Consider the following 24,986-nt stretch of genomic DNA (forward strand, 5'->3'; position numbering starts at 1 on the left):
ATCGGACGCCTGCACGCACCAGCCTTCCTTACCGAACGTGCCAGTGCTATTACACGAATGAGCGGGAATGGATCATCTCCGAAGTGGGCACATAGGAGTTCTTCGTCAGCTCGTTCGACCGAGCGAACGAGAATTGCCTCGCGGGGGAACTTCAAGATCGGGCCGGGCGTTTGAGCCATTGACGGACGACGAACAGGAGACACCGATGGCAGGCTTCCTGGACCGCGCCAAGGAACAGGCACAGCGCGGCCTGACGCAGGGCAAGCAGAAGCTCGACGAGGTACAGGCCCAGCGGGCGGGCAGCGACCTGCTCAAGAAGGTGGGTGCGGCGTACTACGCGGAGCGGCGCGGCAGCGGTTCCCCCGACGCGACGCAGCGGGCCCTGCAGGCCCTGGAGAGCCACATCGCGGTGAACGGGGACGCGTTCCTGCGCCAGTGACGGCCGGTGACGCCATAGGGGCGTCACTGACCGGATCGGCTCGCACGCCGTACGAACAATTCGCCCCTGACCGTTGGATTCCGGTACAAGCTGCGATACGAGGCGGTCACGACCGGTGGCCGTCGCGCAGCGCGAAGGAGACGGTCATGGCCCCACCCATGTCCGCTGCCGGCTTCCTGGACCAGCTCAGGGAGGAAGGCGTCACCGTCGTCGAGGTCGGCGACTGGGCCCACCACAACCGCAATCACAAGGGCCCCTGGGGCCCGGTCCACGGCGTGATGATCCATCACACGGTGACCAAGGGCAGCGAGCGCACGGTGGAACTCTGCCGCGAGGGCTACGCCGAGTTGCCGGGCCCCCTGTGCCACGGCGTCATCACCAAGGACGGCTGCGTCCACCTCGTCGGCTACGGCAGGGCCAACCACGCGGGCCTGGGCGACGACGACGTACTGCGTGCGGTGATCGTGGAGAAGGCCCTCCCGCCGGACAACGAAGCCAACACCGACGGCAACCGTCATTTCTACGGCTTCGAGTGCGAGAACCTCGGCGACGGCGAGGATCCCTGGCCGCAGGCCCAGCTCGACGCCATCGAGAAGGTCGCCGCGGCGCTGTGCCGCCACCACGGGTGGACGGAACGGTCGGTCATCGGCCACCGCGAATGGCAGCCCGGCAAGATTGATCCCCGGGGGTTCAGCATGCAGTGGCTGCGGGAGAGGGTGCGGGATCGGTTGAAGTAGGGGTTTCTCGCCCCCGCCGCCCCTACCCGTCCCATCCCGTTCCTGGGGGCTGCGCCCCCAGACCCCCCGCTACGGCCCTGAACGGGCCTTGTCCTCAAACGCCGGACGGGCTGAAGGCGCGGGCCGGTGCTGGAAGGGTGCCGGCCGAGGCGGGAGGTGCCGGCCGAGGCTAACAATGGGCCCGTGCCCCTTCCCACGCCCCTCCAGGAACTCAGAGACCCCCGCTTCACCCGCCACGGCCTCCGTCTGCTCCTCAAGCGCGACGACCTGGTTCACCCGGACCTGATCGGCAACAAGTGGCGCAAGCTGGTCCCCAACCTGGAAGCCGCCGCCGGGCGTCCGATCCTCACGTTCGGCGGCGCCTACTCCAACCACCTGCGCGCCACAGCCACCGCCGGCCGCCTCCTGGGCCTGCCCACGTTCGGCGTGGTCCGCGGTCAGGAACTCGCGGACCGCCCCCTCAACCCCTCCCTCGCCCACTGCGCGGCGAACGGGATGCGTCTGCACTTCGTCGACAGATCGACGTACCGGCGCAAAGCCGATCCCGACACCCTCGCCGCCGTCCGCCTGGAGGCGGGCGCCAAGGACGCATACGTCGTCCCGGAAGGCGGCAGCAACCCCCTCGCCGTACGCGGCTGTCGAGCCCTCGGTGAGGAGCTGCGCGGCCACGCCGATGTCGTCGCGGTCGCCTGCGGCACCGGCGGCACCCTCGCCGGTCTGGCCGCCGGCCTCGCCCCCGAGCAGCGCGCCCTCGGCATCCCGGTCCTCAAAGGGGGCTTCCTGGACGCGGAGATACGGGCCCTCCAGGACCTCACCTTCGGCGGGCCTCGCGGCTCCTGGACCCTCGACCACCGTTTCCACTTCGGCGGCTACGCCCGTACGCCCCCCGAACTGCACACCTTCGCCGACGACTTCGAGGCCCGTCACGACGTACCCGTGGAACGTCTCTATGTCGCCAAGATGCTGTACGGACTTGTCGCCCTGGCGGAGACAGGCGCATTCGCGAACGGGACCACCGTCGCGGCGGTGATCACGGGCCGCCCGTTCCCGTAGACGACCGGAGCCGCCTCCCCCTACTCCGTCTCCCGGAACGCCGCCGCCTCCTCCAGGTCCAGCCGCCGCAGCAGCGTCCGCAGCATCTCGTCGTCGATGTGGCGCCCGTCCCGCAGCCGCACGAACACCTCGCGTTCCGTGCTGATCATCTCCCGCGACAGCCGCCGGTACGCGTCGTCCACCGTTTCACCGGTAACGGGGTTGACCGAGCCCAGACGCTCCCAGACGGCGTTCTGACGGCGTTCCAGCACCGAGCGCAGCCGATCGGCCAGTGGAGGCGGCAGTGCGTTGCGTTCGTCCTCCAGCAGGCCCTGGAGGCGCCGTTGTGCCGCCCTGGACGCCTGCGCCTGGGCGTTCGCCTCCGCAAGCGTCTCGGCCTGCGCGTCCCGCCCGGGCAGCTTCAGCAGCCGGATCAGCGGGGGCAGTGTCAGGCCCTGGAGGACCAGCGTGCCGATGACCGTCGTGAAGGTCAGGAAAAGGACCAGGTTCCGTTCCGGGAACGCCTCGCCGCCCTCGACCGTGAGCGGGATCGAGAAGGCGATGGCCAGCGAGACGACCCCCCGCATCCCGGCCCAGGAGATGACGAACGCGCCCTTCCAGGTCGGGTTCGGCTCCCGTTCCCTGATCCGCGCCGACAGCAGCCGGGGCACGAACGTCCCGGGGTACACCCACGCGAACCTGGTGACGACGACCACGAGGAAGACGGCGATCGCGTACCAGGCGGCATCGACACCCTCGTAGTCCCCAAGTCCTTCCAGGACGACCGGCAGCTGCAGCCCGATCAGGGCGAAGACAGCCGATTCGAGAACGAAGGCAACCATTTTCCAGACCGCCTCCTCCTGGAGACGGGTCGCGAAATCGACCTGCCACGCGCGATGGCCCAGATAAAGCGCCACGACCACCACCGCGAGGACCCCGGAGGCGTGCACCGCTTCGGCGACCGCGTACGCCGCGAACGGGATCAACAGGGACAGCGTGTTCTGCAACAGCGCTTCCCTCAGGTGTGTGCGCAGCCAGTGGATCGGCATCATCAGGATCAGGCCGATCCCGATACCGCCGACTGCCGCGAGCAGGAACTCGCCGATCCCGCCCGCCCAGGTCGCGCCCTCTCCCACGGCCGCCGCGAGGGCTACGCGGTACGCGGTGATCGCGGTGGCGTCGTTCACCAGGGACTCGCCCTGGAGGATGGTGGTGACCCGCGACGGCAGCCCGACCCGGCGGGCGATCGCCGTGGCCGCGACGGCGTCCGGCGGTGCCACGACCGCGCCGAGCACCAGCGCGGCGGTCAGCGGCAACCCGGGCACGATCAGATAGGCGGCCCAGCCGACGACGAGCGTCGCGAAGAGTACGTACCCCACCGACAGCAGCGCCACGGGCCGCAGTTGCGCGCGCAGATCGAGGTACGAGCTGTCGACGGCCGCCGTGTACAGCAGCGGGGGCAGCATCAGCGGCAGGACGACATGCGGGTCGAGGGCGTAGTCGGGCACCCCAGGGACGTACGCGAACACCAGGCCGGCCGCGACCAGCAGCAGCGGGGGCGGGACAGGGGTGCGGCGGGCCCCGGCGGCAATGGCGGCGCTCCCCGCGACCAGCAGGAGCAGTGGCATCACATGCATCGGTTTCGGCCCACTCTCGTTTCCACCCACCCTGGTACTTCACGCACTCCGGCTTTCCGCGCGGCTTTGCGCACAGCCGTCGTAACCTGGCAATCATGAAACAGTGCACGCATGCCGACGCGCTGCCGCTCCCTGAACCCGAGCCCAAGAGCGAGACCTGTCCGGAGTGCCTGGCGGCCGGTACCCACCCGGTGCAGCTGCGCCTGTGTCTGGACTGCGGCCACGTCGGCTGCTGCGACACCTCGCCGATGCGCCACGCGACAGAGCACCACCAGAAGACCGGGCATCCGGTGATGCGGACCTTCGAACCCGGCGAAAGCTGGCGCTGGTGCTTCGTCGACCACGTTCTCGTATGACCGCGCGGAAACCGTACATTGCCGCGCACCCGGCCCCGCACCCGCGTGAGCAGGGGCATTGGTGACCGAGGGCGTACTCGTGTGACCCTGGATCCGGACGGTTCGACCGTCTGACGTCTGGGTACGTCAACCCGGCGCGCGCTCTTCCCAATTGGGCCCGCAGACCCCTAGCCACTGTGCGTATCCATAGGTTTACTATGAGTGACAGCAAGGGGCTGGGGTCTCGGGGACAGGAAAGTCGAGAGCGCGGTAGCGTCACCGCTGAACCACGTACGCGTTACCCCCGGGGGGCGACCCTCGGCCCCCGAAAGAGCTTGTACCACCTTGGAGGTGAGGGTGTCCCAGTTCGCAGGCGAGCCCGCGACCCAGGACTTCGTCGAAGTCCGGCTGCCGGCCGCGGGTGCCTACCTGTCGGTGTTGCGTACGGCCACGGCCGGTCTCGCGGCCCGTTTGGACTTCACCCTCGACGAGATCGAGGACCTGCGCATCGCAGTGGACGAAGCCTGCGCGATCCTGCTTCAGCAGGCCGTGCCCGGCTCCGTACTCAGCTGTGTGTTCCGGCTGATCGACGACTCCCTGGAGGTCACGGTCTCCGCCCCGACCACGGACGGTCACGCCCCCGCGCGCGACACCTTCGCCTGGACCGTTCTGTCGGCCCTCGCGGGCCAGGTCGACTCGACCGTCGCCGAGGACAAGACCGTGTCGATCAGTCTCTACAAGAAGCGCGGCGCGGGACCCGGGCCGGCGTGAGGAACGGGGACGGGCCGGTGCGGGACGAAGAACGCGGCACACGGGAGCTGCCCGCGGCGGGCAGCGGCGGCCCGGACGGGCCGCGGGACACGGCGGACGCCACCGCCGGGATCTCCGGCATCCCCGAGCAGGCCCGGCCGCACCCGGAGGACGACCCCTCGGAGGCCGGCTTCGTGGACGACGGGCAGCTGGATCGGAAAGGTGCCGTGCAGAGTGCGCCCCTGGAAGGGCCAAGTGAGGTCTCCCTTGTGCGCGCCAGTGCGCGGACTCGGGGAGGGTCGACGGGCGGGACGATGAGCGAGCACGAACGAGACGACGCGCAGGGCGCACAACAGACGGTGCAGGTCACGCACCACTCCCCGACGGACCGCAGCGGAGCACGCGCCCTGTTCTACGAGCTGCGCGCGCTGCCGGACGGCAGCGCCGAGTACGCGGAGCTGCGCAACCGGTTGGTCCGTATGCACCTTCCGCTGGTGGAGCACCTCGCGCGCCGCTTCCGCAACCGCGGGGAGCCGTTGGACGACCTGACCCAGGTCGCGACCATCGGCCTGATCAAGTCGGTCGACCGTTTCGACCCGGACCGCGGCGTCGAGTTCTCGACGTACGCGACCCCGACGGTCGTCGGCGAGATCAAGCGGCACTTCCGTGACAAGGGCTGGGCGGTCCGCGTCCCGCGCAGGCTCCAGGAGCTGCGCCTCTCGCTCACCACGGCGACGGCGGAGCTCTCGCAGCGGCACGGCCGCTCCCCCACGGTCCACGAGCTGGCCGAGAAGCTGGGCATCTCGGAGGAGGAGGTCCTGGAGGGCCTGGAGTCGGCCAACGCCTACTCCACGCTGTCCCTGGACGTCCCCGACACGGACGACGAGTCCCCGGCGGTCGCGGACACACTGGGCTCGTACGACGAGGCCCTGGAGGGCGTCGAGTACCGCGAGTCGCTCAAGCCGCTCCTCGAGGATCTCCCGCCCCGCGAGAAGCGCATCCTGCTGCTGCGTTTCTTCGGCAACATGACGCAGTCGCAGATCGCGCAGGAGGTCGGCATCTCCCAGATGCACGTCTCCCGGCTGCTGGCCAGGACCCTGGCCCAGCTGCGGGAGAAGCTTCTGGTGGAGGAGTAACCCTTCGGGTCTACTCCGGTGCGTTGCCGGGCCCCCGGATCCCGAGGGCCCGGGTCGCCTCCTGGTTCACCAGCAGCACCAGCGCGGTGACCGCCACGACACCCAGCACGATCCCGCCCGGAATGGCCATGCTGTCGGCCTGGAGCAGGTCGTAGGCGACGGGCAGCGCCATGATCTGGGTGATGACGGCGGGCCCCCGGCTCCAACTCCGCCGCCCCAGCAACCCGCGCGCGGCGAGCAGCGGCAGGAGCGCGAGCACGATCAGCGTGACGCCACCGGTGACAGCCTGCTGCCGGTCGTCCGGATCGCCGGTCAGCCCCAGTACGAGGATGAAGGCCCCGCCGACCACCAGGGCGAGCCCCTCCAGAGCGGCGAGCACGGCAGCCGCGGTCAGCCGCAGGGGCCGCGGCCCCGTCGGTTCGAGAGTTTCCGGGGCGGGGGTCTGCTCAGCGCTCACCCCTGAAGGGTAGCCGGGGGCACTCCGGCGCTGGACCCCGCGTTTCTTACTGATCTCTGACCTGCCCTGGGCCGGGTACCACCCAGTAGGTACCCTGCTTCGCATGCGTGCACTTCTCGTGGTCAATCCGGCGGCTACCACCACAAGCGCACGTACGCGCGATGTGCTGACCCATGCTCTCGCTAGCGAGATGAAACTCGAGGCGGTCACCACCGAGTACCGGGGCCACGCGCGTGACCTCGGCCGGCAGGCGGCGGACAGCAAGGACATAGACCTGGTCGTCGCCCTCGGCGGAGACGGGACGGTCAACGAGGTCGTGAACGGCCTCCTGCACAACGGGCCGGATCCGGACCGGCTGCCCGGCCTCGCCGTGGTCCCCGGCGGCTCCACGAACGTCTTCGCCCGCGCCCTCGGTCTGCCCAACGACGCCGTGGAGGCCACCGGCGCCCTCCTGGACGCCCTGCGCGAGAACCGCGAGCGCACAGTGGGCCTCGGTGTCGCGAGGGGCACACCGGGCACCGAGGACGAGTCCGTGCCGGAGCGCTGGTTCACGTTCTGCGCCGGTCTGGGATTCGACGCCGGTGTGATCGGCCGGGTGGAACAGCAGCGGGAGCGCGGCCGTAAATCCACACATTCCCTTTACCTGCGGCAGGTCGTGCGCCAGTTCCTGGGTGAGGCCAATCGCCGGCACGGCACGATCACCCTGGAACAGCCGGGCGTCGACCCGGTGACGGATCTGGTGCTGTCCATAGTCTGCAACACGTCCCCCTGGACGTATCTGGGTAATCGTCCGGTGTACGCGTCGCCTAAGGCTTCGTTCGATACCGGGCTCGACGTACTCGGTCTCAGTCGCATGTCGACGAGCGCTGTTGCCCGGTATGGCATGCAGTTGCTCACTTCGTCCCCCGAGCGGGGACCCCATGGCAGGCATGCCACGTCCCTGCATGACCTGACGGACTTCACCTTGCATTCGAAGGTCCCTCTGCCCCTCCAGATGGACGGCGACCACCTTGGACTGCGAACGAGCGTGACGTTCACAGGCGTACGCCGTGCACTGCGTGTGATTGTGTGAGCGGAACGGGCTAAAGTCCTTCCACTCGAACGTTTAGGCCAGGGTCCACCCCATGGAAGTACGGCTGTGACTGAGCCGACACCGAGGAATCAAAAAAAACTTTCCGGTAGGGGTTGTATCCGCCGCTGAGGTTTGCGAGTCTCTACGTGGCGCTCGGGACGGCCCGCAACACCGGCCACCACAGAGAGCCAGAACCCCTCCTCACTTCACAGGACCACATCAGTCCGTCTGATGATCGGCCCTTCACTTGTTGAGGGATTCGTGAAAGCGTTCACATTCACAAGCAACGTGCATGTAATACCAAGGAGAGGTAGCAGCCATGGACTGGCGTCACAACGCCGTTTGCCGCGAGGAAGACCCGGAACTCTTCTTCCCCATCGGCAACACCGGTCCTGCGCTGCTGCAGATCGAGGAAGCCAAGGCCGTCTGCCGCCGCTGCCCCGTTATGGAGCAGTGCTTGCAGTGGGCGCTTGAGTCCGGCCAGGACTCCGGCGTCTGGGGTGGTCTCAGCGAGGACGAGCGCCGTGCCATGAAGCGTCGCGCCGCCCGCAACCGGGCCCGCCAGGCAACCGCCTGACAACCCACCCCGCTAACAGCCTGAGCTTGGCGGCGCGTACAGCGAGTACGCATCTCCCGCCCCCGAGCCGCAGCGCGCAGTTCCCCCGATGCGCATAGCAACAGCGCGAACAAGCACATGAGCCCCGGACCGTTCCATGGTCCGGGGCTCATCGCTTTGCCTGGGCTCATCTCCGTGCGCGGGCTACTTGTTGGCGCGCACCGGGATGTCGAGAATCACCTGCGTACCGCGCTCGGGCGCCGGCACCATGTCGAACGTGCCGCCCAACTCCCCCTCCACCAGCGTCCGTACGATCTGCAGGCCGAGGTTGCCCGAGCGGTGCGGGTCGAAGCCCTCGGGGAGACCCACGCCGTCATCCTGAACGGTGACGAGGAGGCGGGACTCCTTGGTCGTGCCGCCGCGGACCGCCGAGACCTCGACCGAGCCGGTGTCGCCCGGTCCGAAGCCGTGTTCCAGGGCGTTCTGCAGGATCTCGGTCAGCACCATGGAGAGCGGAGTCGCGACCTCCGCGTCCAGAATGCCGAAGCGCCCGGTGCGCCGCCCGGTGACCGTGCCCGGCGAGATCTCGGAGACCATCGCGAGTACGCGGTCGGCGATCTCGTCGAACTCCACGCGTTCGTCCAGGTTCTGGGAGAGCGTCTCGTGCACGATCGCGATGGACCCCACCCGCCGTACGGCCTCCTCCAGGGCCTCGCGCCCGCGCTCCGAGTCGATGCGCCGGGCCTGCAGGCGCAGAAGGGCGGCCACCGTCTGGAGGTTGTTCTTGACGCGGTGGTGGATCTCCCGGATGGTCGCGTCCTTGGTGATCAACTCGCGCTCGCGGCGGCGCAGTTCGGTGACGTCCCGGAGCAGGACGAGCGAACCGATGCGCGTCCCCTTGGGCTTGAGGGGAATGGCACGGAACTGAATGACCCCGTCGGCGGACTCGATCTCGAACTCGCGCGGCGCCCAGCCGCTGGCGACCTTGGAGAGCGCCTCGTCCACCGGCCCCCGGGACGGAGCGAGTTCGGCCGTGGTCACGCCCAGGTGATGGCCGACGAGGTCGGAGGCGAGGCCGAGGCGGTGGTACGCGGACAGTGCGTTGGGCGAGGCGTACTGGACGATGCCGTCGGCGTCGAGCCGGATCAGTCCGTCGCCGACACGCGGCGAGGCGTCCATGTCGACCACCTGGTTCGAGAAGGGGAACGATCCGGCGGCGATCATCTGGGCCAGGTCGGAGGCGCTCTGGAGATACGTCAGCTCAAGGCGGCTCGGAGTCCGGACGGTGAGGAGATTGGTGTTGCGGGCGATGACCCCGAGGACGCGCCCTTCCCGGCGCACGGGGATCGACTCGACGCGGACAGGGACCTCTTCGCGCCATTCCGGGTCGCCCTCGCGCACGATCCGGCCCTCGTCCAGGGCGGCGTCCAGCAGGGGGCGGCGGCCACGGGGGACGAGGTGGCCGACCATGTCGTCCTGGTACGAGGTCGGGCCGGTGTTGGGCCGCATCTGGGCGACCGAGACATAGCGGGTGCCGTCGTGCGTGGGAACCCACAGGACGAGGTCGGCGAAGGAGAGGTCGGAGAGCAGTTGCCACTCCGACACCAGCAGGTGCAGCCACTCCAGGTCGGAGTCACTGAGCGCGGTGTGCTGGCGTACGAGTTCGTTCATGGAGGGCACGTGGCGAGCGTACCCGCCGGTTCGGACATAGCCGGAAACCGTGGCGGGCGGGAGGTCTCGAACTGGCCCGGAGACACCCGCGGGCCGCGGCGCCTGAGAGGGACCCTCAGCCCTCCCGGCACCGCAGCCCGGAGCAGCAACGGCCGTGGGGTGTGCGGTCCCGGGCGGCCGATGGATGAGGAGCCGGCGCAGTCAGGGCAGAGAGCCCCGGTTCCTCGATCCGTCTTCCTGTGCGGGGAAGACGGAGGCTCTGGTCATACATACAGCTGATCGATCGTGCGTTTCTCTACGCATTGTGGACTAGACCACAAGTCGTGTCCATGCGTTGAAGAGTGTTTGTTGCTGTGGCTTCGCGAGCGGTTCGGATGTCTCCGGGCCGCCCGTTGGAACTACTCGGACGTCCCAGCATCCACCATGCAGCCTAGCCCTGTTGGTTCATGTGCGGGGCCAGATCGCCATGGCAATTTCCGCGAGCGCCTCCAGTTCCTCCCGGCTCGCACCGTCGCGCGCTTGCTGCGACATTCCCTGGAGGACCGCCCCCACATACCGGGCGAGCACACCCGCGTCGGTTCCGGCAGGCAGCTCGCCCGCCGCGACATCCGCTTCTATACGGCTCCCGAAGGCGGCGATGGCCGCTTTGCGCCGATCGCGCAAGGAGGCCTCGACCTCGGGCGTCGTGCAGTTGGTGGCCGCGTGGATCACCAGGCAGCCGTGGGGGTGGCCGGGGTCCGTGTACTCGGCTGCGGCTTCCCTGAGCATCCGCCCGATCGCGGCCCTGGCGGTGGGCTCCTCGGCGAGGGCGCGGTCACCGAAGGCACCGTGCGTCACCCCGTACACCTGCACGACCTCGGCAAAGAGGGACTGCTTGTCGCCGAACGCCGCGTACAGGCTCGGGGCACCGATGCCCATGACGCGGGTGAGGTCGGAGACGGAGGTCGCCTCGTACCCGCGCTCCCAGAAAGCGAGGACCGCCTGCTCCAGCGCGGTTTCGCGATCGAAGGAGCGGGGCCTGCCTCGCGGCTTGGACGCGGGCACGGATGCGGAATGCGCCCTGGCAGGGGGCTGCTCGTTCACCATGGAGTGAATTCTATAGCGGGCACTAGAGAAATGTCGGCGGGCTGTTGTACAGTTTTTTCTGTAGCGATCGCTATGGAAATACGAGAGGGCGTCAGTCATGGGTGTACTCACGGGCAGGACAGCACTGGTCACGGGTGCGAGCAGGGGGATCGGGAGGGGAATCGCCGAGCGGCTGGGGCGGGACGGGGCACGGGTCGCGGTGCACTACGGCCGGAACGAGGCGGCCGCGAAGGAGACGGTCGCCTCGATCGAGGCGGCAGGCGGTTCGGCGTTCACCATCGGGGTCGAACTGGGGCGGCCGGGGGACGCCGAGGCGGTGTGGAAGGCGTTCGATCAGCAGGCGGACGGGGTGGACATCCTGGTCAACAACGCAGGGATCGGTGTGTCGACGTCGATCGAGGCGATCGACGAGGCGGAGTACGACAGGGTCTTCGCGGTGAACGTGAAGGCGTCGTACTTCATCACCAAGTACGGCCTCGACCGGCTGCGGGACGGCGGGCGGGTCATCAACATCTCGTCGGGCCTCGCCCGCACCGCGGCGATGCCGGGCCTCACGGCGTACTCCATGACCAAGGGCGCGCTGGACATTCTCAGCCGGGACCTGTCCAAGCTTCTGGGCGCCAGGGGAATCACGGTGAACTCGGTCGCCCCGGGAATCATCGAAACGGACGGCACGGCCGAGATGCTGCGGGCGAGCGAGGACGCACGGGAAGAGGCGGCGGCCCTGTCGGCGCTGGGGCGGGTGGGAGCGCCGGCGGACGTGGCCGACATAGTCGCGTTCCTCGCGTCGGACGGTGGGCGATGGACGACCGGAAGCTGGGTGGATGCCACGGGAGGTTCACTGACGTAGAACCTGGGCCGCAGGACCCAGTTCTGTTAGATTGGTCTAAACCACATGTTTCCTTCGTAGCCCCCTCCAGGTCTCGGCCGAGACCTCTAATCGAGACTTGCGTCGGCTCCTGAGTTCGCCCGCGTTCTCTTGAGTTCTCTCTCCAGATCGGCAGGCCCAGCGTGGAAGTTGTCATCGTTCCGGACGCCAAGGCGGGTGGCGAGCTCATCGCCGGGGCCATGGCACAGCTGCTCCGGCACAAGCCGACCGCCCTGCTCGGCGTGGCCACCGGCTCGACCCCGCTGCCCATCTACCAGGCCCTCGCGGCCCAGGTGAGTTCCGGTGCCGCGGACGTGTCCCGGGCGCGAATAGCCCAGCTCGACGAGTACGTGGGCCTGCCGGCCGAGCATCCGGAGTCGTACCGTTCGGTGCTGCGGCGCGAGGTGCTGGAGCCGCTCGGGATCGGGATGGACGCCTTCATGGGGCCCGACGGGACCGCCGAGGACGTGCGGGGTGCGTGCGAGGCCTACGACAGGGCGCTGGCCGAGGCCGGCGGGGTCGATCTCCAGCTATTGGGGATCGGGACCGACGGACACATCGGATTCAACGAGCCGTGCTCGTCGCTCGCCTCGCGGACCCGGATCAAGACGTTGACCGAGCAGACGCGGATCGACAACGCGCGGTTCTTCGACGGTGACATCGGGCAGGTGCCGCATCACGTCATCACGCAGGGCATCGCGACGATTCTTGAGGCGCGGCATCTGGTGCTGTTGGCGACGGGTGAGGGTAAGGCTGATGCGGTGGCGGCGACTGTGGAGGGGCCTGTCGCCGCGGTGTGTCCTGCCTCGGCGCTGCAGTTGCATCCGCATGCGACGGTGGTTGTCGATGAGGGGGCGGCTTCCAAGCTGAAGCTTGCGGATTACTTTCGGCACACTTTTGTCAATAAGCCTGAGTGGCAAGGGATCTAAGCGTCTTCCGGGTTCTGTTTTCTGGTGAGTGCGGGCTGTCCGTGGCTTGTCGCGCCCGCGCGGCGGAGCCGCAGATGTCACAGCCCCGCGCCCCTAAAGGAAGGCGCCGGTCCCCTTTCAAGGGGGCCGGCGCCTTCGTGGTCGTACGGGCTGCTAGGTCCCCGCGATGATCTCTGCCGCCGCGCGTCCGCAGACTCGGGCCGCGCCGTGGGTTGCCAGGTGGAGGGTGCCCCGGCGGGGGGCCTGGGGGACGCCCATCTCGACGACGATCGTGTCGGGGCGGGCGTCGAGGAGGGTGTCCAGCGCGGCGGACATCCAGGGGTGGCGGTGTTCGTCGCGGACCACGGCCACGATGCGGCTCGGGCCCGCCTCCGCCAGGGCCGCCTGGGCCGCCCCGTCGCCGGTGAAGGTGCCGGTGCGGGTGCCGGGCAGGAGGCGTAGCAGCTCGGCGGCCACACCCCACGGGGTCTCGTTGCCGACGGCGAAGTTCGCCACGGGGGTGAAGGCGGCCACGTACGGAGGCTCGCGGAGGGGGTCGAACGGGGCGGAGTCCGCCCGGCGCGTCACCTCCACGGCGCGGCGGGCGGCGAGGAGGCCGACGTCCGTGGACCTCGTGGCAGAGGGCTCCTGTGGTGGGGTCGACGTCCAGTGCGCCAGGGTCCTGACGCGTTCCGCCGCGTCCGCCAAGCGGGCCTCCGGGAGATCGCCGGTACGGACGGCCTTGATCAGGGCGTCGCGCAGGCGGCGTACCGTCTCGTCGTCCGCGAGGCCGCCGCCTACGCAGATGGCGTCGGCGCCGGCGGCGATGGCGAGGACGCTGCCGCGTTCGATGCCATAAGTGCCCGCGATGGCCTGCATCTCCATCCCGTCGGTGACGATCAGGCCGGTGAAGCCGAGTTCGCCGCGGAGGAGGTCGGTGAGGACCGGGTGGGAGAGGGTGGCCGGGCGGTCGGGGTCCAGGGAGGGGATCAGGATGTGGGCGCTCATCACCGCCTTGGTGCCGGCGGCGAAAGCGGCGCGGAACGGGGACAGCTCGCGGTCGAGGACCACTGAACGGCTCGCGTCGATCCGTGGGAGGGCGTGGTGGGAGTCGACCGACGTGTCTCCGTGGCCCGGGAAGTGCTTCGTGCAGGCGGCGACGCCCGCCGTCTGGAGACCGGTGACATAGGCGGCGGTGTGCCGGGCGACCAGCTCCGGGTCCGCGCCGAAGGAGCGGACGCCGATGACGGGGTTGGCGGGGTTGGAGTTGACGTCCGCCGACGGGGCCCAGTTGAGGTTGACCCCGCAGGCACGGAGGCGGTGGCCGAGTTCGTGCGCCACCTCCCGCGTCAGCTGGACGTCGTCGATCGCGCCCAGGGCGTGGTTGCCGGGGAAGGAGGAGCCGGTGCGGACCTCCAGGCGGGTGACGTCGCCGCCCTCCTCGTCGATCGCGACCAGGACGTCGTCGCGTTCGGCGCGCAACTGGGCGGTGAGGGCGGCCAGTTGGGTGGGAGACGTGATGTTGCGGCCGAACAGGCCCACGGAGGCGAGGCCTTCGCCGAGGCGGCGCAGCAGCCAGTCGGGGGCCGTGGTGCCGGTGAAGCCGGGCTGGAGGACCGTGAGCGCGTCGCGGGTCAACGTGTCCGGGCGGCGGGCGAGTGTCGTCATCGGGTGGGGTTATCCCTTCACGGCGCCCGCGGTCAGGCCCGCGGCCATCTTGCGCTGGACGAGGAGGAAGAGGACGACGATCGGCACGGCCATCATCGTGGAACCGGCCATCATCGGGGCGTACTCGGTGCCGTGCTTGGTGGTGAAGTTGCCGAGCCAGACGGTGGCGGTCTGGTTCTTCTGGCTCATCAGCATCAGGGCGTAGAGGTACTCGTTCCAGGCCTGGATGAAGCCGTAGACCGAGGTGGCGACCAGGCCGGGGGCCAGCAGGGGGAAGACGACGCGGAGGAACGCGGAGGTGCGGGAGCAGCCGTCGACCATCGCCGCCTCCTCGAGTTCCTTCGGGATGTTGACGATGAAGCCGCGCAGGGTCCACACCGTGAACGGAAGGATGAAGGTGAGGTAGGTGATGATCAGGCCGGTCAGCCGGTCGTACTGGTCGAGGTCGTTGAGGAGCAGGAACACGGGGATGATCATCGCGACCAGGGGGACCATCTGCACGGCCAAAATGCCGACGATGACGATTTTCCGGCCGCGGAAAGCGAACCGCGAGATGGCCAGGGCCGCCAGCATGCCCACGACGATGCCGATCACCACCACCGTCAGGGACACGATGAGGCTGCGGCCGACCGGGCCCCAGAAGTCGGCGATGTTCAGCGCGCGGCGGAAGTTGGCGAGGGTGAAGCCCGTCGGCAGCAGGCTCGGGTCGGGGTCGATCGCGTCCTTCGCCGGTTTGAACGCCGTGTTCAGCATCCAGTACACGGGGAAGCCGGCCGTCAGGAAGACGAGCAGGCCCAGCAGGTTCCAGCCGGCCTTCGATTTGCGGGGCTTGCGGGGTACGTAGGGGGCTACCGCTCTCATGCCGGTGGTGCTGGTCATGCTGGTCATGCTGGTCATTCAACGTCCCCGATCTTCAGCATCTGGCGCATGTAGACGGCCACGACGCCGAGCAGCAGCACCACGGTGAGCAGGGCGATCGCCGAGCCCTGGGCGTAGTCGTTGACGGCGAAGGCGCGGTCGTAGGAGTAGGTGGTCAGGAGCTGGAACTCGGCCTCCGGGTGGCCGTTCCGCATGACGAACACCTGGGGGAACACCCCCATGTCCCAGATGACCGACAGGGTCGTGAGCATCACGATGATCGGCTTGAGGATGGGGAGGGTGACGTAACGGAAGACGCCCCAGGCGCCCGCGCCGTCCAGCCGGGCCGCCTCCTCCAGTTCCTTCGGGACCTGGGTCAGCCCCGCGCCGAGGGTGATGACCACGAACGGCACCGCGCCCCAGACGACGAGCAGCATGATCACAGCCAGGCCCTGTGGTCCGCTCGCGAACCAGTTGTGGCCGATCAGCTCGACGCCCGGCAGCTTGCTCAGCAGGGCGTTGACGATCCCGTAGTCGGAGTCGAACAGCCACTTGAAGACGGTGGTCGCCACGATGATCGGCATGCCCCAACTGGCGACCAGGACAATGTTGATGAGCGTCTTCATCCAGCCGCTCACCCGCTGGAGCAGCAGTGCGATCAGCATGCCGCCGACCATCGTGAAGACCACGCACCCGACGGCGAAGACGATGGTGCGGACGACGACGTCCCAGAACTCGCCGTCGCCGAGCACGTTGCTGAAGTTGTCGAAGCCCACCGACTCGGCCGGCTGGAAGCCCCACAGCTGGGACTGCCCGAACTTCTGGAAGGACAGGGTGACCAGACGGACGAGCGGATAGCCGAGGACGAGGGCGAGGATCAGGAGACAGGGGGCCAGCAGGGCCCACGGAATCGCGGCGGCACCCTTCGGCGTCCGTCTTCTGGGTGGTGTGCCCGTGCCGGGCGGCGGTGACGGCGGCGCGTGCCGTGTCGACGGCGGCAGCTTGGCAGGTGTGGTCGTATCAGCGGCACTCATCCGCGCGCTCCTCAGCGGTCCCTCAGGTCGTACGGTCGTTGCGGTCGTCCAGGTCGGTTCAGTTGGCGGGCGAGCGGGGCCCTCCCCGTGGTAGGGCCCCGCGTCGGCTCGCTACTTGACGTTGATGACCTTGTCGATCGCCGCGTCCGCTTCCTTGGCGGCGGCCTCGACCGACTTCTTGCCGGTGCCGATGCTCTGCAGCATCGTCTGGAGGATCTGGGCCTTCTCGACCTGGCCCCAGCCCGGCGCCATCGGCACGAACCAGTTGGACTCGGCCGCCGTGGCCGGGACCGCCGTCGCCGGGTCGCTCTTCAGCGTGGCGAGGTCGGTCTTGTTGTTGGGCAGGTTGCCCTTGGCCATCAGGCCCTTCTGGCCGCTCGCTCCGGTGTAGGCGTTGATCCACTCGGCGGCGACCGTCTGCGCCTTCGACTTCACCGGGACGGCGAGGTCCGAACCGCCCAGGAACACCGGCATGTTCTTGCCGGACGGACCGGGCATCACGAAGTTCTCCAGGTTGCCCTTGAGCTTGCCGGTCTTGTCGTTCTCCGGCGTCTCGGCGGTCGCGCCCTCCCAGGCGGCGGCGAAGATCATGCTCGTCTTGCCCTGGCCGTAGACGATGTAGCGGTCGGACTCGTCCTTGGTCTTGTCGCCGTGCATGTACTTGTCGACGACGTTCTTGAACTCGGTGAGGCCCTTCAGGGACTCCGGCGAGGAGAGGCTCGCCTTCCACTCGCCGCCCGACTCCTCGGCGATCGAGCCGCCGGCGTCGTACACGAAGGACATGGCGGCGTACCAGTCGCGGGTGGGCTGGTACCAGGCGTTGTACTTGTCGCCTTCCTTCTTCTGGATCTTGTCCAGGGCGGAGGTGAGTTCGGCGTACGTCTTCGGCGCGGACTTGACGCCGACCGAAGCCGCCACGTCCTTGCGCCAGTTGGCGACGCGGCCACCGGCGTAGTACGGAACGCCGTACGTCTTGCCGTCATAGGTGACGGAGGCCTTGAGGCCGTCCAGCCAGGCGGCCGAGTTCTCGAACTTCGCCGGGTCGACGGGGGCGAAGGCGCCCTTGACCATGTAGCCGAGCATCTCGGTGTTGCCCATCTCGACCACGTCGGGGGCCTTGTCCGTGGCGAGGACGGCGTCGAGCTTGGCGTTCTTGTCGGGCCAGCCGTAGTACTCGTGGTTGATCTTGATGCCGGGGTGCGCCTTCGTCAGCGTGGCGTCGGCGGCCTTCACCAGCTCGGGCCAGTTGTTCTGCGCGTCCACGGTCAACCAGACGGTCAGCTCCTTGGCGTCGGCCCCGGAGTTGTCCGAGCTGCCGCTGCCGCTGTCGCCGCATGCCGCGATGGAGACCATCATGCCCGCGATACCGATCGCGACTATCAGCTTGCGCTTCACGCCACCCTCCTCAGGGACCTGGACCAATGGTGTAGACCAGTAGGCGGAGCTTGGCTCAGACCAAACAGCGTGTCAAGGGTGCTGGAACGCCTTTGACCAGCCGTTATGCGACCTACATATGCAGGAACCTTTAAGTAAGAAAGTGGCGGAAATACCCTGCACACCCATCTGGTTCGAGGTAGACCACTCCAAAGGAGCGCCGAGTGCGGCCTTTGGCGCAGCTTTCCCTGCGGTGGACTAGACCAGCGCGGGGCGTGAAGGTATACAGAGGGGATCACGGAGTGCGCGGGGGTCCGACGAGACCATTCACAGGTCAATCGCGGCGTGAGCCGTGTCACGATGTGAACTTGGACCGGCGGGGTGCCGGCCGTAGCGGCACCAGAAGCCGGGAAGGCGGAGCATGAGCACCGACGTGAGCAGTGCGGAGAACGAGGGTGGGGCTACCGTCCGTACCGCGCGCGTACCCAAGTACTACCGTCTGAAAAAACATCTGCTCGATATGACGGAGACCCAGGCGCCCGGCACTCCGGTCCCGCCCGAGCGCACGCTGGCAGCGGAGTTCGACACCTCCCGCACGACCGTCCGTCAGGCCCTTCAGGAACTGGTCGTCGAGGGGCGGCTCGAACGCATCCAGGGCAAGGGCACCTTCGTCGCCAAGCCGAAGGTCTCCCAGGCGCTGCAACTCACCTCCTACACCGAGGACATGCGTGCCCAGGGCCTCGAACCCACCTCGCAGCTCCTCGACATCGGCTACATCACCGCCGACGACGCCCTCGCCGAGCTGCTCGACATCACGGCGGGCGGGCGCGTCCTGCGCATCGAACGGCTGCGGATGGCGAACGGCGAGCCGATGGCCATAGAGACCACCCACCTCTCCGCGAAGCGCTTCCCGGCCCTGCGCAGGTCACTTGTGAAGTACACGTCCCTCTACACGGCCCTCGCCGAGGTGTACGACGTCCACCTCGCGGAGGCCGAGGAGACCATCGAGACCTCCCTGGCCACCCCGCGCGAGGCCGGCCTGCTCGGCACGGACGTGGGCCTGCCGATGCTGATGCTGTCCCGGCACTCGCTGGACAAGGACGGGCAGCCGGTGGAGTGGGTGCGGTCCGTCTATCGGGGGGACCGGTACAAGTTCGTGGCACGGCTCAAGCGGCCCACCGAGTAGGGCCACTCGGCCACACAGGATCCACCCCCGATCAGCCCCTGGGGACGGTTCCCTAAAGCGATGCCGTCCCGTAGATTTCCTGCGCGTTGCACACGCGATCACAGATAAACAGGTAATCGGTGAGGGGACGGAGCCTTGACATGCCAGAAGCGCCTGAAGTGAGACAACCGGTGGCAGAACAACCGGTGGTGACTCCGATGCGCATAGTCATCGGGCTCTGCCTCTTCGCACCCTTCGTCGCGATGCTGTGGGTGGGTTCGTACGCGAAGGCCGATCCGGCCTTCATAGGCATCCCGTTCTTCTACTGGTACCAGATGCTGTGGGTGGTCGTCTCCACCGCGCTGACGATGACCGCGTACCAGCTCTGGCAGCGTGACCAGCGCGCCCGCAAGGCCGCTCCCAAGGACGGGGGTGCGTCCGCGTGAACGACGGCGTGAACGGCGTGGCACTCGCCGTCTTCATCATCTTCTTCCTGGCCGTCACGGTCATCGGCTTCATGGCCACGCGCTGGCGCAAGGCCGAGAACGAGCACAGCCTCGACGAATGGGGCCTGGGCGGCCGGTCGTTCGGCACCTGGGTCACCTGGTTCCTGCTCGGCGGCGACCTCTACACGGCGTACACCTTCGTGGCCGTACCGGCGGCGATCTACGCGGCGGGCGCGGCGGGCTTCTTCGCGGTGCCGTACACGATCCTGGTGTACCCCCTGATCTTCACGTTCCTGCCCCGCCTGTGGTCGGTCTCCCACAAGCACGGATACGTCACGACCTCGGACTTCGTACGCGGCCGCTTCGGCTCCAAGGGCCTGTCTCTGGCGGTGGCGGTCACCGGCATCCTCGCGACCATGCCGTACATCGCGCTCCAACTGGTCGGTATCCAGGCGGTTCTCGACGTGATGGGCGTCGGCGGCGGTGAGAACACGAACTGGTTCGTGAAGGACCTCCCCCTGCTGATCGCGTTCGGCGTGCTGGCGGCCTACACGTACTCCTCCGGCCTGCGGGCCCCCGCCCTGATCGCGTTCGTGAAGGACACGCTGATCTACATCGTCATCGCGGTGGCGATCATCTACATCCCGATCAAACTGGGCGGGTTCGACGAGGTCTTCGGCGCGGCGAGCGAGAAGTACACCGCCGCCAAGGCGGGCGCGCTGGTCCCGGCCGAGGCCGGCCAGTGGACCTACGCCACGCTGGCGCTGGGTTCCGCGCTCGCGCTGTTCATGTACCCGCACTCGATCACGGCGACGCTGTCCTCCAGAAGCCGTGAGGTGATCCGCCGCAACACCACGATCCTGCCGCTGTACTCCCTGATGCTCGGGCTGCTCGCCCTGCTGGGCTTCATGGCGATCGCGGCCGGAGTCAAGGTCACCAACCCCCAGTTGGCGATCCCGCAGCTCTTCGAGGACATGTTCCCGTCCTGGTTCGCGGGCGTGGCCTTCGCGGCGATCGGCATCGGAGCCCTCGTCCCGGCGGCCATAATGTCCATCGCGGCGGCGAACCTCTTCACCCGCAACATCTACAAGGACTTCCTCAAGCCCGACGCGACACCGGCGCAGGAGACCAAGGTCTCCAAGCTGGTCTCGCTCCTGGTGAAGGTGGGCGCGCTGGTCTTCGTCCTGACCATGGACAAGACGGTCGCGATCAACTTCCAGCTGCTGGGCGGCATCTGGATCCTGCAGACCTTCCCGTCGCTCGTCGGCGGCCTGTTCACCCGCTGGTTCCATCGCTGGGCCCTGTTGGCCGGCTGGGCGGTCGGCATGCTGTACGGCACGCTGGCGGCGTACGGGGTCGCGTCTCCGACGCAGAAGCACTTCGGTGGCAGCGCGAAGGAGATCCCGGGGATCGGCGAGATCGGCTACATCGGCCTGACGGCGTTCGTGCTGAACCTCGTCGTCACGGTGGTCCTCACCTTCGCACTGAAGGCGCTGAAGGCCCCGGACGGCGTGGACGAGACGAAGCCGTCGGACTACACGGCGGACGCGGGCGAGCCGGGCGTGGCAGTGGAGCTGCCGCCGGCCACAGCGGGCTCCGCACACTGAGGGCTCCGCCGGATACGCGGTTCGTTCGCCGCGGGCCGGTGGGGACCTGTCGCGCCCGCGCGGCGGAGCCGCATATCGATACAGCCCCGCGCCGCTCAAGGGGCGCCACTACGGGCCGCCGGATTTCTCCGGCGGCCCGTAGTCGTACCCCTCCAATCCACTCAACTCACCGATACGACACAACATGTGGGGGTGCTTCCAGGGCCCAGCACAAGATGTATGCTCATGCTCGCTGTCGCCGCAGGGGAATCCGGTGCGAATCCGGAACTGTCCCGCAACGGTGTACACATGCCCATTCGTGCCTCCGCACGACTGTGCGCGTGTCCAGTCCGAGGACCTGTCGACAGTGCGCCCGGCCGACCGGTCCGGGTGCCTGACGTCCGGGCCTCGCGGAGTGGGCCGGTGGACGCGCGCGTACCCGTAAGGCGTCCGTGTGCCCCGCTGCCCTCCGCAAGGCCCCGTGCCGAGCGAGGGAGAGCCCCCACGTGACCATCGCGCCAGCCGAACCGGCTTCAGCGACCCCAGTGGCCAGAGGCGAGACGGACGGTCCCGGTACCGCGCTGCTTCGGACCCTGACCGAGCTGACCGCCGACCTCCCCGACACCGACCCCGGCCGGGTCGCCGCAGCCGCGTTGCGCGGCCGGTCCGCGCGGGCCGACATGTCGGAGCTGCGCGAGCTGGCCACCGAGGCGTCGGCAGGCCTCATCTCCGAGGACCCCGCCTACTCCCGGCTGGCCGCCCGGCTGCTGACCGTCACCATCGCCGCGGAGGCCGCCTCACAGGGCGTCACATCCTTCTCCGAGTCGGTCGCGGTCGGGCATCGGGAGGGCCTGATCGCCGACCGCACCGCCGAGTTCGTACGGCTGCACACGGACCGCCTGAACGCCCTGATCGACCTCGAGGGCGACGACCGCTTCGGGTACTTCGGGCTGCGCACCCTCCACAGCCGGTACCTCCTGCGTCACCCGATCACGCGCCGGGTCATCGAGACGCCCCAGCACTTCATGCTGCGCGTCGCGAGCGGTCTCGCCGACGACACTGTGCTTGATTCAAAGACGGGTGTCCACGCACTCGACGAAGTCGCCGCGCTCTACCGGCTGATGAGCCGCCTCGACTACCTCCCCTCCTCCCCCACCCTCTTCAACTCCGGTACCCGGCACCCCCAGATGTCGTCCTGCTACCTCCTCGACTCGCCCGTCGACGAGCTGGACTCCATCTACGACCGCTACCACCAGGTCGCCCGCCTCTCCAAGCACGCCGGCGGCATCGGGCTGTCGTACTCCCGGATCCGCAGCCGCGGTTCGCTGATCCGCGGCACCAACGGGCACTCCAACGGCATCGTGCCGTTCCTGAAGACGCTGGACGCCTCCGTCGCCGCCGTGAACCAGGGCGGCCGGCGCAAGGGCGCGGCCGCGGTGTACCTGGAGACCTGGCACTCCGACATCGAGGAGTTCCTGGAGCTGCGCGACAACACGGGTGAGGACGCCCGCCGTACGCACAATCTGAACCTCGCGCACTGGATCCCGGACGAGTTCATGCGCCGGGTGAACACGGACGCGCTCTGGTCGCTCTTCTCCCCCTCCGACGTGCCCGAACTGGTCGATCTGTGGGGCGCCGAGTTCGACGCCGCCTACCGCAAGGCGGAGGAGGCCGGGCTCGCCCGCAAGACCATCCCGGCCCGTGATCTGTACGGCCGCATGATGCGTACGCTCGCGCAGACCGGCCAAGGCTGGATGACCTTCAAGGACGCCGCCAACCGCACCGCCAACCAGACGGCCGAGCCGGGCAGTGTCGTCCACTCCTCGAACCTGTGCACCGAGATCCTGGAGGTCACGGACGACGGGGAGACCGCGGTCTGCAACCTGGGTTCGGTGAACCTCGGCGCGTTCGTGGTCGACGGGGACATCGACTGGGAGCGGCTGGACGAGACGGTCCGCACCGCCGTCACCTTCCTCGACCGGGTCGTCGACATCAACTTCTACCCGACCGAGCAGGCGGGCCGCTCCAACTCCCGCTGGCGCCCGGTCGGTCTGGGCGCGATGGGCCTCCAGGACGTCTTCTTCAAACTGCGCGTCCCCTTCGACTCGCCCGAGGCCAAGGCCCTCTCCACGCGCATCGCCGAGCGCGTCATGCTGGCCGCGTACGAGGCCTCCGCCGACCTCGCCGAGCGCAACGGCCCGCTGCCGGCCTGGGAGAAGACCCGTACGGCCCGCGGCGTGCTCCACCCCGACCACTACGACGTCGAGCTGAACTGGCCCGAGCGCTGGTCGGCGCTGCGGGAACGTATCGCCACGACCGGGATGCGCAACTCCCTGCTCCTGGCGATCGCGCCCACCGCCACCATCGCCTCCATCGCCGGCGTGTACGAGTGCATCGAGCCGCAGGTCTCCAACCTGTTCAAGCGCGAGACGCTGTCCGGCGAGTTCCTCCAGGTCAACTCGTATCTGGTGCGGGAGCTCAAGGACCTCGGCGTGTGGGACGCCCGCACCCGTGAGGCGCTGCGCGAGTCGAACGGCTCGGTGCAGGACTTCGCCTGGATCCCCGCCGACGTACGCGCCCTGTACCGCACGGCGTGGGAGATCCCGCAGCGCGGGCTCATCGACATGGCCGCCGCCCGGACCCCGTTCCTGGACCAGGCGCAGTCCCTGAACCTGTTCCTGGAGACGCCGACCATCGGCAAGCTCTCCTCGATGTACGCGTACGCCTGGAAGTCGGGCCTGAAGACGACGTACTACCTGCGCTCACGCCCGGCGACCCGTATCGCCCGCGCCGCACAGGCGCAGGCTCAGCCCGAGAAGACCATCCCCGTCCAGCAGGCCGCCGACCCCGACGCCGTCGCCTGCTCCCTGGAAAACCCCGAGTCCTGCGAGGCCTGCCAGTGATGACCACCGCCGCTGAGAAGAACCTGCTCGACCCGGGTTTCGAACTGACTCTCCGCCCCATGCGCTACCCGGACTTCTACGAGCGCTACCGGGACGCCATCAAGAACACCTGGACCGTCGAGGAGGTCGACCTCCACTCGGACGTCGCCGACCTGGCGAAGCTGTCCGAGGGTGAGCAGCACATGATCGGCCGGCTGGTCGCGTTCTTCGCGACGGGCGACTCGATCGTCTCGAACAACCTGGTGCTCACGCTCTACAAGCACATCAATTCCCCGGAGGCGCGGCTGTACTTGAGCCGACAGCTGTTCGAGGAGGCCGTGCACGTCCAGTTCTACCTGACTCTGCTGGACACCTACCTCCCGGACCCGGCGGACAGGGCCGCGGCGTTCGACGCGGTGGAGAACATCCCGTCGATCCGCGAGAAGGCCGAGTTCTGCTTCCGGTGGATCAACGAGGTCGAGAAGCTCGACCGGCTGGAGACCCAGGCCGACCGCCGCCGTTTCCTCCTCAATCTCATCTGCTTCGCCGCGTGCATCGAGGGACTGTTCTTCTACGGTGCTTTCGCCTACGTCTACTGGTTCCGCAGCCGGGGTCTCCTGCACGGCCTGGCCACCGGCACGAACTGGGTCTTCCGGGACGAGACCATGCACATGAGCTTCGCGTTCGAGGTGGTCGACACCGTCCGCAAGGAGGAGCCGGAGCTTTTCGACGAGCAGCTTCAGCAGCAGGTGACCGACATGATGCGGGAGGCGGTCGAGGCGGAACTCCAGTTCGGCCGGGACCTGTGCGGTGAGGGCCTGCCGGGCATGAACACCGAGTCGATGCGGCAGTACCTGGAGTGCGTCGCCGACCAGCGCCTGGCCCGCCTGGGCTTCGCCCCGGTGTACGGCTCCGAGAACCCCTTCTCCTTCATGGAGCTGCAAGGGGTCCAGGAGCTGACCAACTTCTTCGAGCGCCGCCCTTCGGCGTACCAGGTGGCTGTGGAGGGCACGGTCGACCTCGACGAGGATTTCTGACGCCACGTCACTGATGGGATCGGGCTTACCGAAGGGTAAGCCCGGCCCCATGAAGCGCGAGGCCTCGTCCATGGACCGTCCATCGGCCGTCCATGGACCTCCTATGGAGCGGCAAAGTTCTTCCGACGCATCTGTTCCGGCCTTGTCGACCCCGGCTACTTTCTGGCCATCCTGTCATGCGCACAACGGCATCACGGAACATCCAAGTGTCATGCCCCTGACGATAACGCGCTCTGCCGCCGCTACGCGCGT

Annotated in this window: 23 protein-coding genes and 1 riboswitch; of the genes, 15 read left to right on the plus strand and 8 right to left on the minus strand. The window is 68.3% G+C overall.

Annotation, left to right across the window (positions count from 1 at the left end; translation table 11 throughout):
• Nucleotides 1-205: 205 nt before the first annotated feature.
• From OG734_RS14210 to OG734_RS14220, 3 genes are all read left to right on the plus strand, one after another.
• Entirely contained in the window at nt 206-439 is a 234-nt protein-coding gene (locus OG734_RS14210; protein WP_044473334.1) for a hypothetical protein, read from the plus strand.
• Nucleotides 440-585: 146 nt separating this feature from the next.
• Nucleotides 586-1,176 (plus strand): N-acetylmuramoyl-L-alanine amidase, encoded by a 591-nt coding sequence (locus OG734_RS14215; RefSeq protein WP_330287862.1) that lies wholly within the window; start codon nt 586-588, stop codon nt 1,174-1,176.
• 183 nt (nt 1,177-1,359) lie between these two features.
• Nucleotides 1,360-2,229 carry a 1-aminocyclopropane-1-carboxylate deaminase/D-cysteine desulfhydrase gene (locus tag OG734_RS14220; protein ID WP_330287863.1) on the plus strand — a complete coding sequence of 290 codons (870 nt, stop codon included), beginning with the start codon at nt 1,360-1,362 and terminating at the stop codon, nt 2,227-2,229.
• A gap of 20 nt (nt 2,230-2,249) precedes the next feature.
• Here the strand turns inward: OG734_RS14220 and OG734_RS14225 are convergent, their stop codons facing one another.
• Nucleotides 2,250-3,845, minus strand: a complete 1,596-nt coding sequence (locus OG734_RS14225) for a Na+/H+ antiporter (protein ID WP_330287864.1) — start codon at nt 3,843-3,845, stop codon at nt 2,250-2,252.
• 95 nt (nt 3,846-3,940) lie between these two features.
• Here OG734_RS14225 and OG734_RS14230 point away from each other — a divergent pair, with 95 nt between their 5' ends.
• From OG734_RS14230 to OG734_RS14240, 3 genes are all read left to right on the plus strand, one after another.
• Nucleotides 3,941-4,201 carry a UBP-type zinc finger domain-containing protein gene (locus tag OG734_RS14230; RefSeq protein ID WP_330287865.1) on the plus strand — a complete coding sequence of 87 codons (261 nt, stop codon included), beginning with the start codon at nt 3,941-3,943 and terminating at the stop codon, nt 4,199-4,201.
• A gap of 336 nt (nt 4,202-4,537) precedes the next feature.
• The gene (locus OG734_RS14235) at nt 4,538-4,951 is read left to right on the plus strand and encodes an anti-sigma regulatory factor (RefSeq protein ID WP_053744517.1); all 414 of its coding nucleotides are present in this window, start codon (nt 4,538-4,540) and stop codon (nt 4,949-4,951) included.
• Nucleotides 4,948-6,066, plus strand: coding sequence for an RNA polymerase sigma factor SigF (locus OG734_RS14240; RefSeq protein ID WP_330287866.1), 1,119 nt, complete (start codon nt 4,948-4,950; stop codon nt 6,064-6,066). Before OG734_RS14235 ends, OG734_RS14240 begins: the two co-directional genes overlap by 4 nt.
• A gap of 10 nt (nt 6,067-6,076) precedes the next feature.
• Here the strand turns inward: OG734_RS14240 and OG734_RS14245 are convergent, their stop codons facing one another.
• Nucleotides 6,077-6,523 (minus strand): hypothetical protein, encoded by a 447-nt coding sequence (locus tag OG734_RS14245; RefSeq protein WP_330287867.1) that lies wholly within the window; start codon nt 6,521-6,523, stop codon nt 6,077-6,079.
• A 103-nt stretch (nt 6,524-6,626) separates the two neighbouring features.
• Here OG734_RS14245 and OG734_RS14250 point away from each other — a divergent pair, with 103 nt between their 5' ends.
• The gene (locus tag OG734_RS14250; protein WP_330287868.1) at nt 6,627-7,595 is read left to right on the plus strand and encodes a diacylglycerol/lipid kinase family protein; all 969 of its coding nucleotides are present in this window, start codon (nt 6,627-6,629) and stop codon (nt 7,593-7,595) included.
• Nucleotides 7,596-7,914: 319 nt separating this feature from the next.
• Nucleotides 7,915-8,172 (plus strand): WhiB family transcriptional regulator, encoded by a 258-nt coding sequence (locus OG734_RS14255; RefSeq protein ID WP_006380970.1) that lies wholly within the window; start codon nt 7,915-7,917, stop codon nt 8,170-8,172.
• Between the two features lie 183 nt (nt 8,173-8,355).
• Here OG734_RS14255 and OG734_RS14260 read toward each other — a convergent pair whose 3' ends face one another.
• Both OG734_RS14260 and OG734_RS14265 read right to left on the minus strand, forming a co-directional pair.
• Nucleotides 8,356-9,822: a sensor histidine kinase gene (locus OG734_RS14260; RefSeq protein ID WP_330293654.1), complete on the minus strand. Its 1,467-nt coding sequence runs from the start codon at nt 9,820-9,822 to the stop codon at nt 8,356-8,358.
• Between the two features lie 444 nt (nt 9,823-10,266).
• On the minus strand, nt 10,267-10,908 hold the full coding sequence (locus OG734_RS14265) for a TetR/AcrR family transcriptional regulator (RefSeq protein ID WP_330287869.1): 642 nt from the start codon (nt 10,906-10,908) through the stop codon (nt 10,267-10,269).
• A gap of 97 nt (nt 10,909-11,005) precedes the next feature.
• On the opposite strand from OG734_RS14265, the gene OG734_RS14270 reads away from it, so the two are divergent.
• Nucleotides 11,006-11,758: an SDR family oxidoreductase gene (locus OG734_RS14270; protein WP_330287870.1), complete on the plus strand. Its 753-nt coding sequence runs from the start codon at nt 11,006-11,008 to the stop codon at nt 11,756-11,758.
• A 161-nt stretch (nt 11,759-11,919) separates the two neighbouring features.
• The gene (gene nagB, locus OG734_RS14275; RefSeq protein WP_330287871.1) at nt 11,920-12,705 is read left to right on the plus strand and encodes a glucosamine-6-phosphate deaminase; all 786 of its coding nucleotides are present in this window, start codon (nt 11,920-11,922) and stop codon (nt 12,703-12,705) included.
• A 153-nt stretch (nt 12,706-12,858) separates the two neighbouring features.
• Here the strand turns inward: nagB and OG734_RS14280 are convergent, their stop codons facing one another.
• The 4 genes from OG734_RS14280 to OG734_RS14295 all read right to left on the minus strand — a co-directional run bounded on the left by OG734_RS14280 (nt 12,859) and on the right by OG734_RS14295 (nt 17,639).
• Complete coding sequence (locus OG734_RS14280) at nt 12,859-14,352, minus strand: glycoside hydrolase family 3 protein (protein WP_330287872.1); 1,494 nt, start codon at nt 14,350-14,352, stop codon at nt 12,859-12,861.
• Nucleotides 14,353-14,361: 9 nt separating this feature from the next.
• Complete coding sequence (locus OG734_RS14285) at nt 14,362-15,231, minus strand: carbohydrate ABC transporter permease (protein WP_330287873.1); 870 nt, start codon at nt 15,229-15,231, stop codon at nt 14,362-14,364.
• A 14-nt stretch (nt 15,232-15,245) separates the two neighbouring features.
• Nucleotides 15,246-16,244, minus strand: coding sequence for a carbohydrate ABC transporter permease (locus tag OG734_RS14290; RefSeq protein ID WP_330287874.1), 999 nt, complete (start codon nt 16,242-16,244; stop codon nt 15,246-15,248).
• A 111-nt stretch (nt 16,245-16,355) separates the two neighbouring features.
• Nucleotides 16,356-17,639, minus strand: coding sequence for an extracellular solute-binding protein (locus OG734_RS14295; RefSeq protein WP_330287875.1), 1,284 nt, complete (start codon nt 17,637-17,639; stop codon nt 16,356-16,358).
• A gap of 400 nt (nt 17,640-18,039) precedes the next feature.
• On the opposite strand from OG734_RS14295, the gene OG734_RS14300 reads away from it, so the two are divergent.
• From OG734_RS14300 to OG734_RS14320, 5 genes are all read left to right on the plus strand, one after another.
• Nucleotides 18,040-18,804: a GntR family transcriptional regulator gene (locus tag OG734_RS14300; RefSeq protein WP_330287876.1), complete on the plus strand. Its 765-nt coding sequence runs from the start codon at nt 18,040-18,042 to the stop codon at nt 18,802-18,804.
• A gap of 140 nt (nt 18,805-18,944) precedes the next feature.
• Complete coding sequence (locus OG734_RS14305) at nt 18,945-19,229, plus strand: DUF3311 domain-containing protein (RefSeq protein ID WP_330287877.1); 285 nt, start codon at nt 18,945-18,947, stop codon at nt 19,227-19,229.
• Nucleotides 19,226-20,836, plus strand: a complete 1,611-nt coding sequence (gene mctP / locus OG734_RS14310) for a monocarboxylate uptake permease MctP (RefSeq protein WP_330287878.1) — start codon at nt 19,226-19,228, stop codon at nt 20,834-20,836. Before OG734_RS14305 ends, mctP begins: the two co-directional genes overlap by 4 nt.
• A 219-nt stretch (nt 20,837-21,055) precedes the next feature.
• A riboswitch (cobalamin riboswitch) is annotated at nt 21,056-21,195 on the plus strand.
• 126 nt (nt 21,196-21,321) lie between these two features.
• On the plus strand, nt 21,322-23,718 hold the full coding sequence (locus OG734_RS14315; RefSeq protein ID WP_330287879.1) for a ribonucleoside-diphosphate reductase subunit alpha: 2,397 nt from the start codon (nt 21,322-21,324) through the stop codon (nt 23,716-23,718).
• Nucleotides 23,718-24,734 carry a ribonucleotide-diphosphate reductase subunit beta gene (locus OG734_RS14320; RefSeq protein ID WP_330287880.1) on the plus strand — a complete coding sequence of 339 codons (1,017 nt, stop codon included), beginning with the start codon at nt 23,718-23,720 and terminating at the stop codon, nt 24,732-24,734. The genes OG734_RS14315 and OG734_RS14320 overlap by 1 nt, the downstream gene beginning before the upstream one ends.
• The last annotated feature ends 252 nt before the right edge of the window (nt 24,735-24,986 follow it).

Origin of the sequence: Streptomyces sp. NBC_00576, from assembly GCF_036345175.1 — a bacterium.
Lineage (GTDB): Bacteria > Actinomycetota > Actinomycetes > Streptomycetales > Streptomycetaceae > Streptomyces.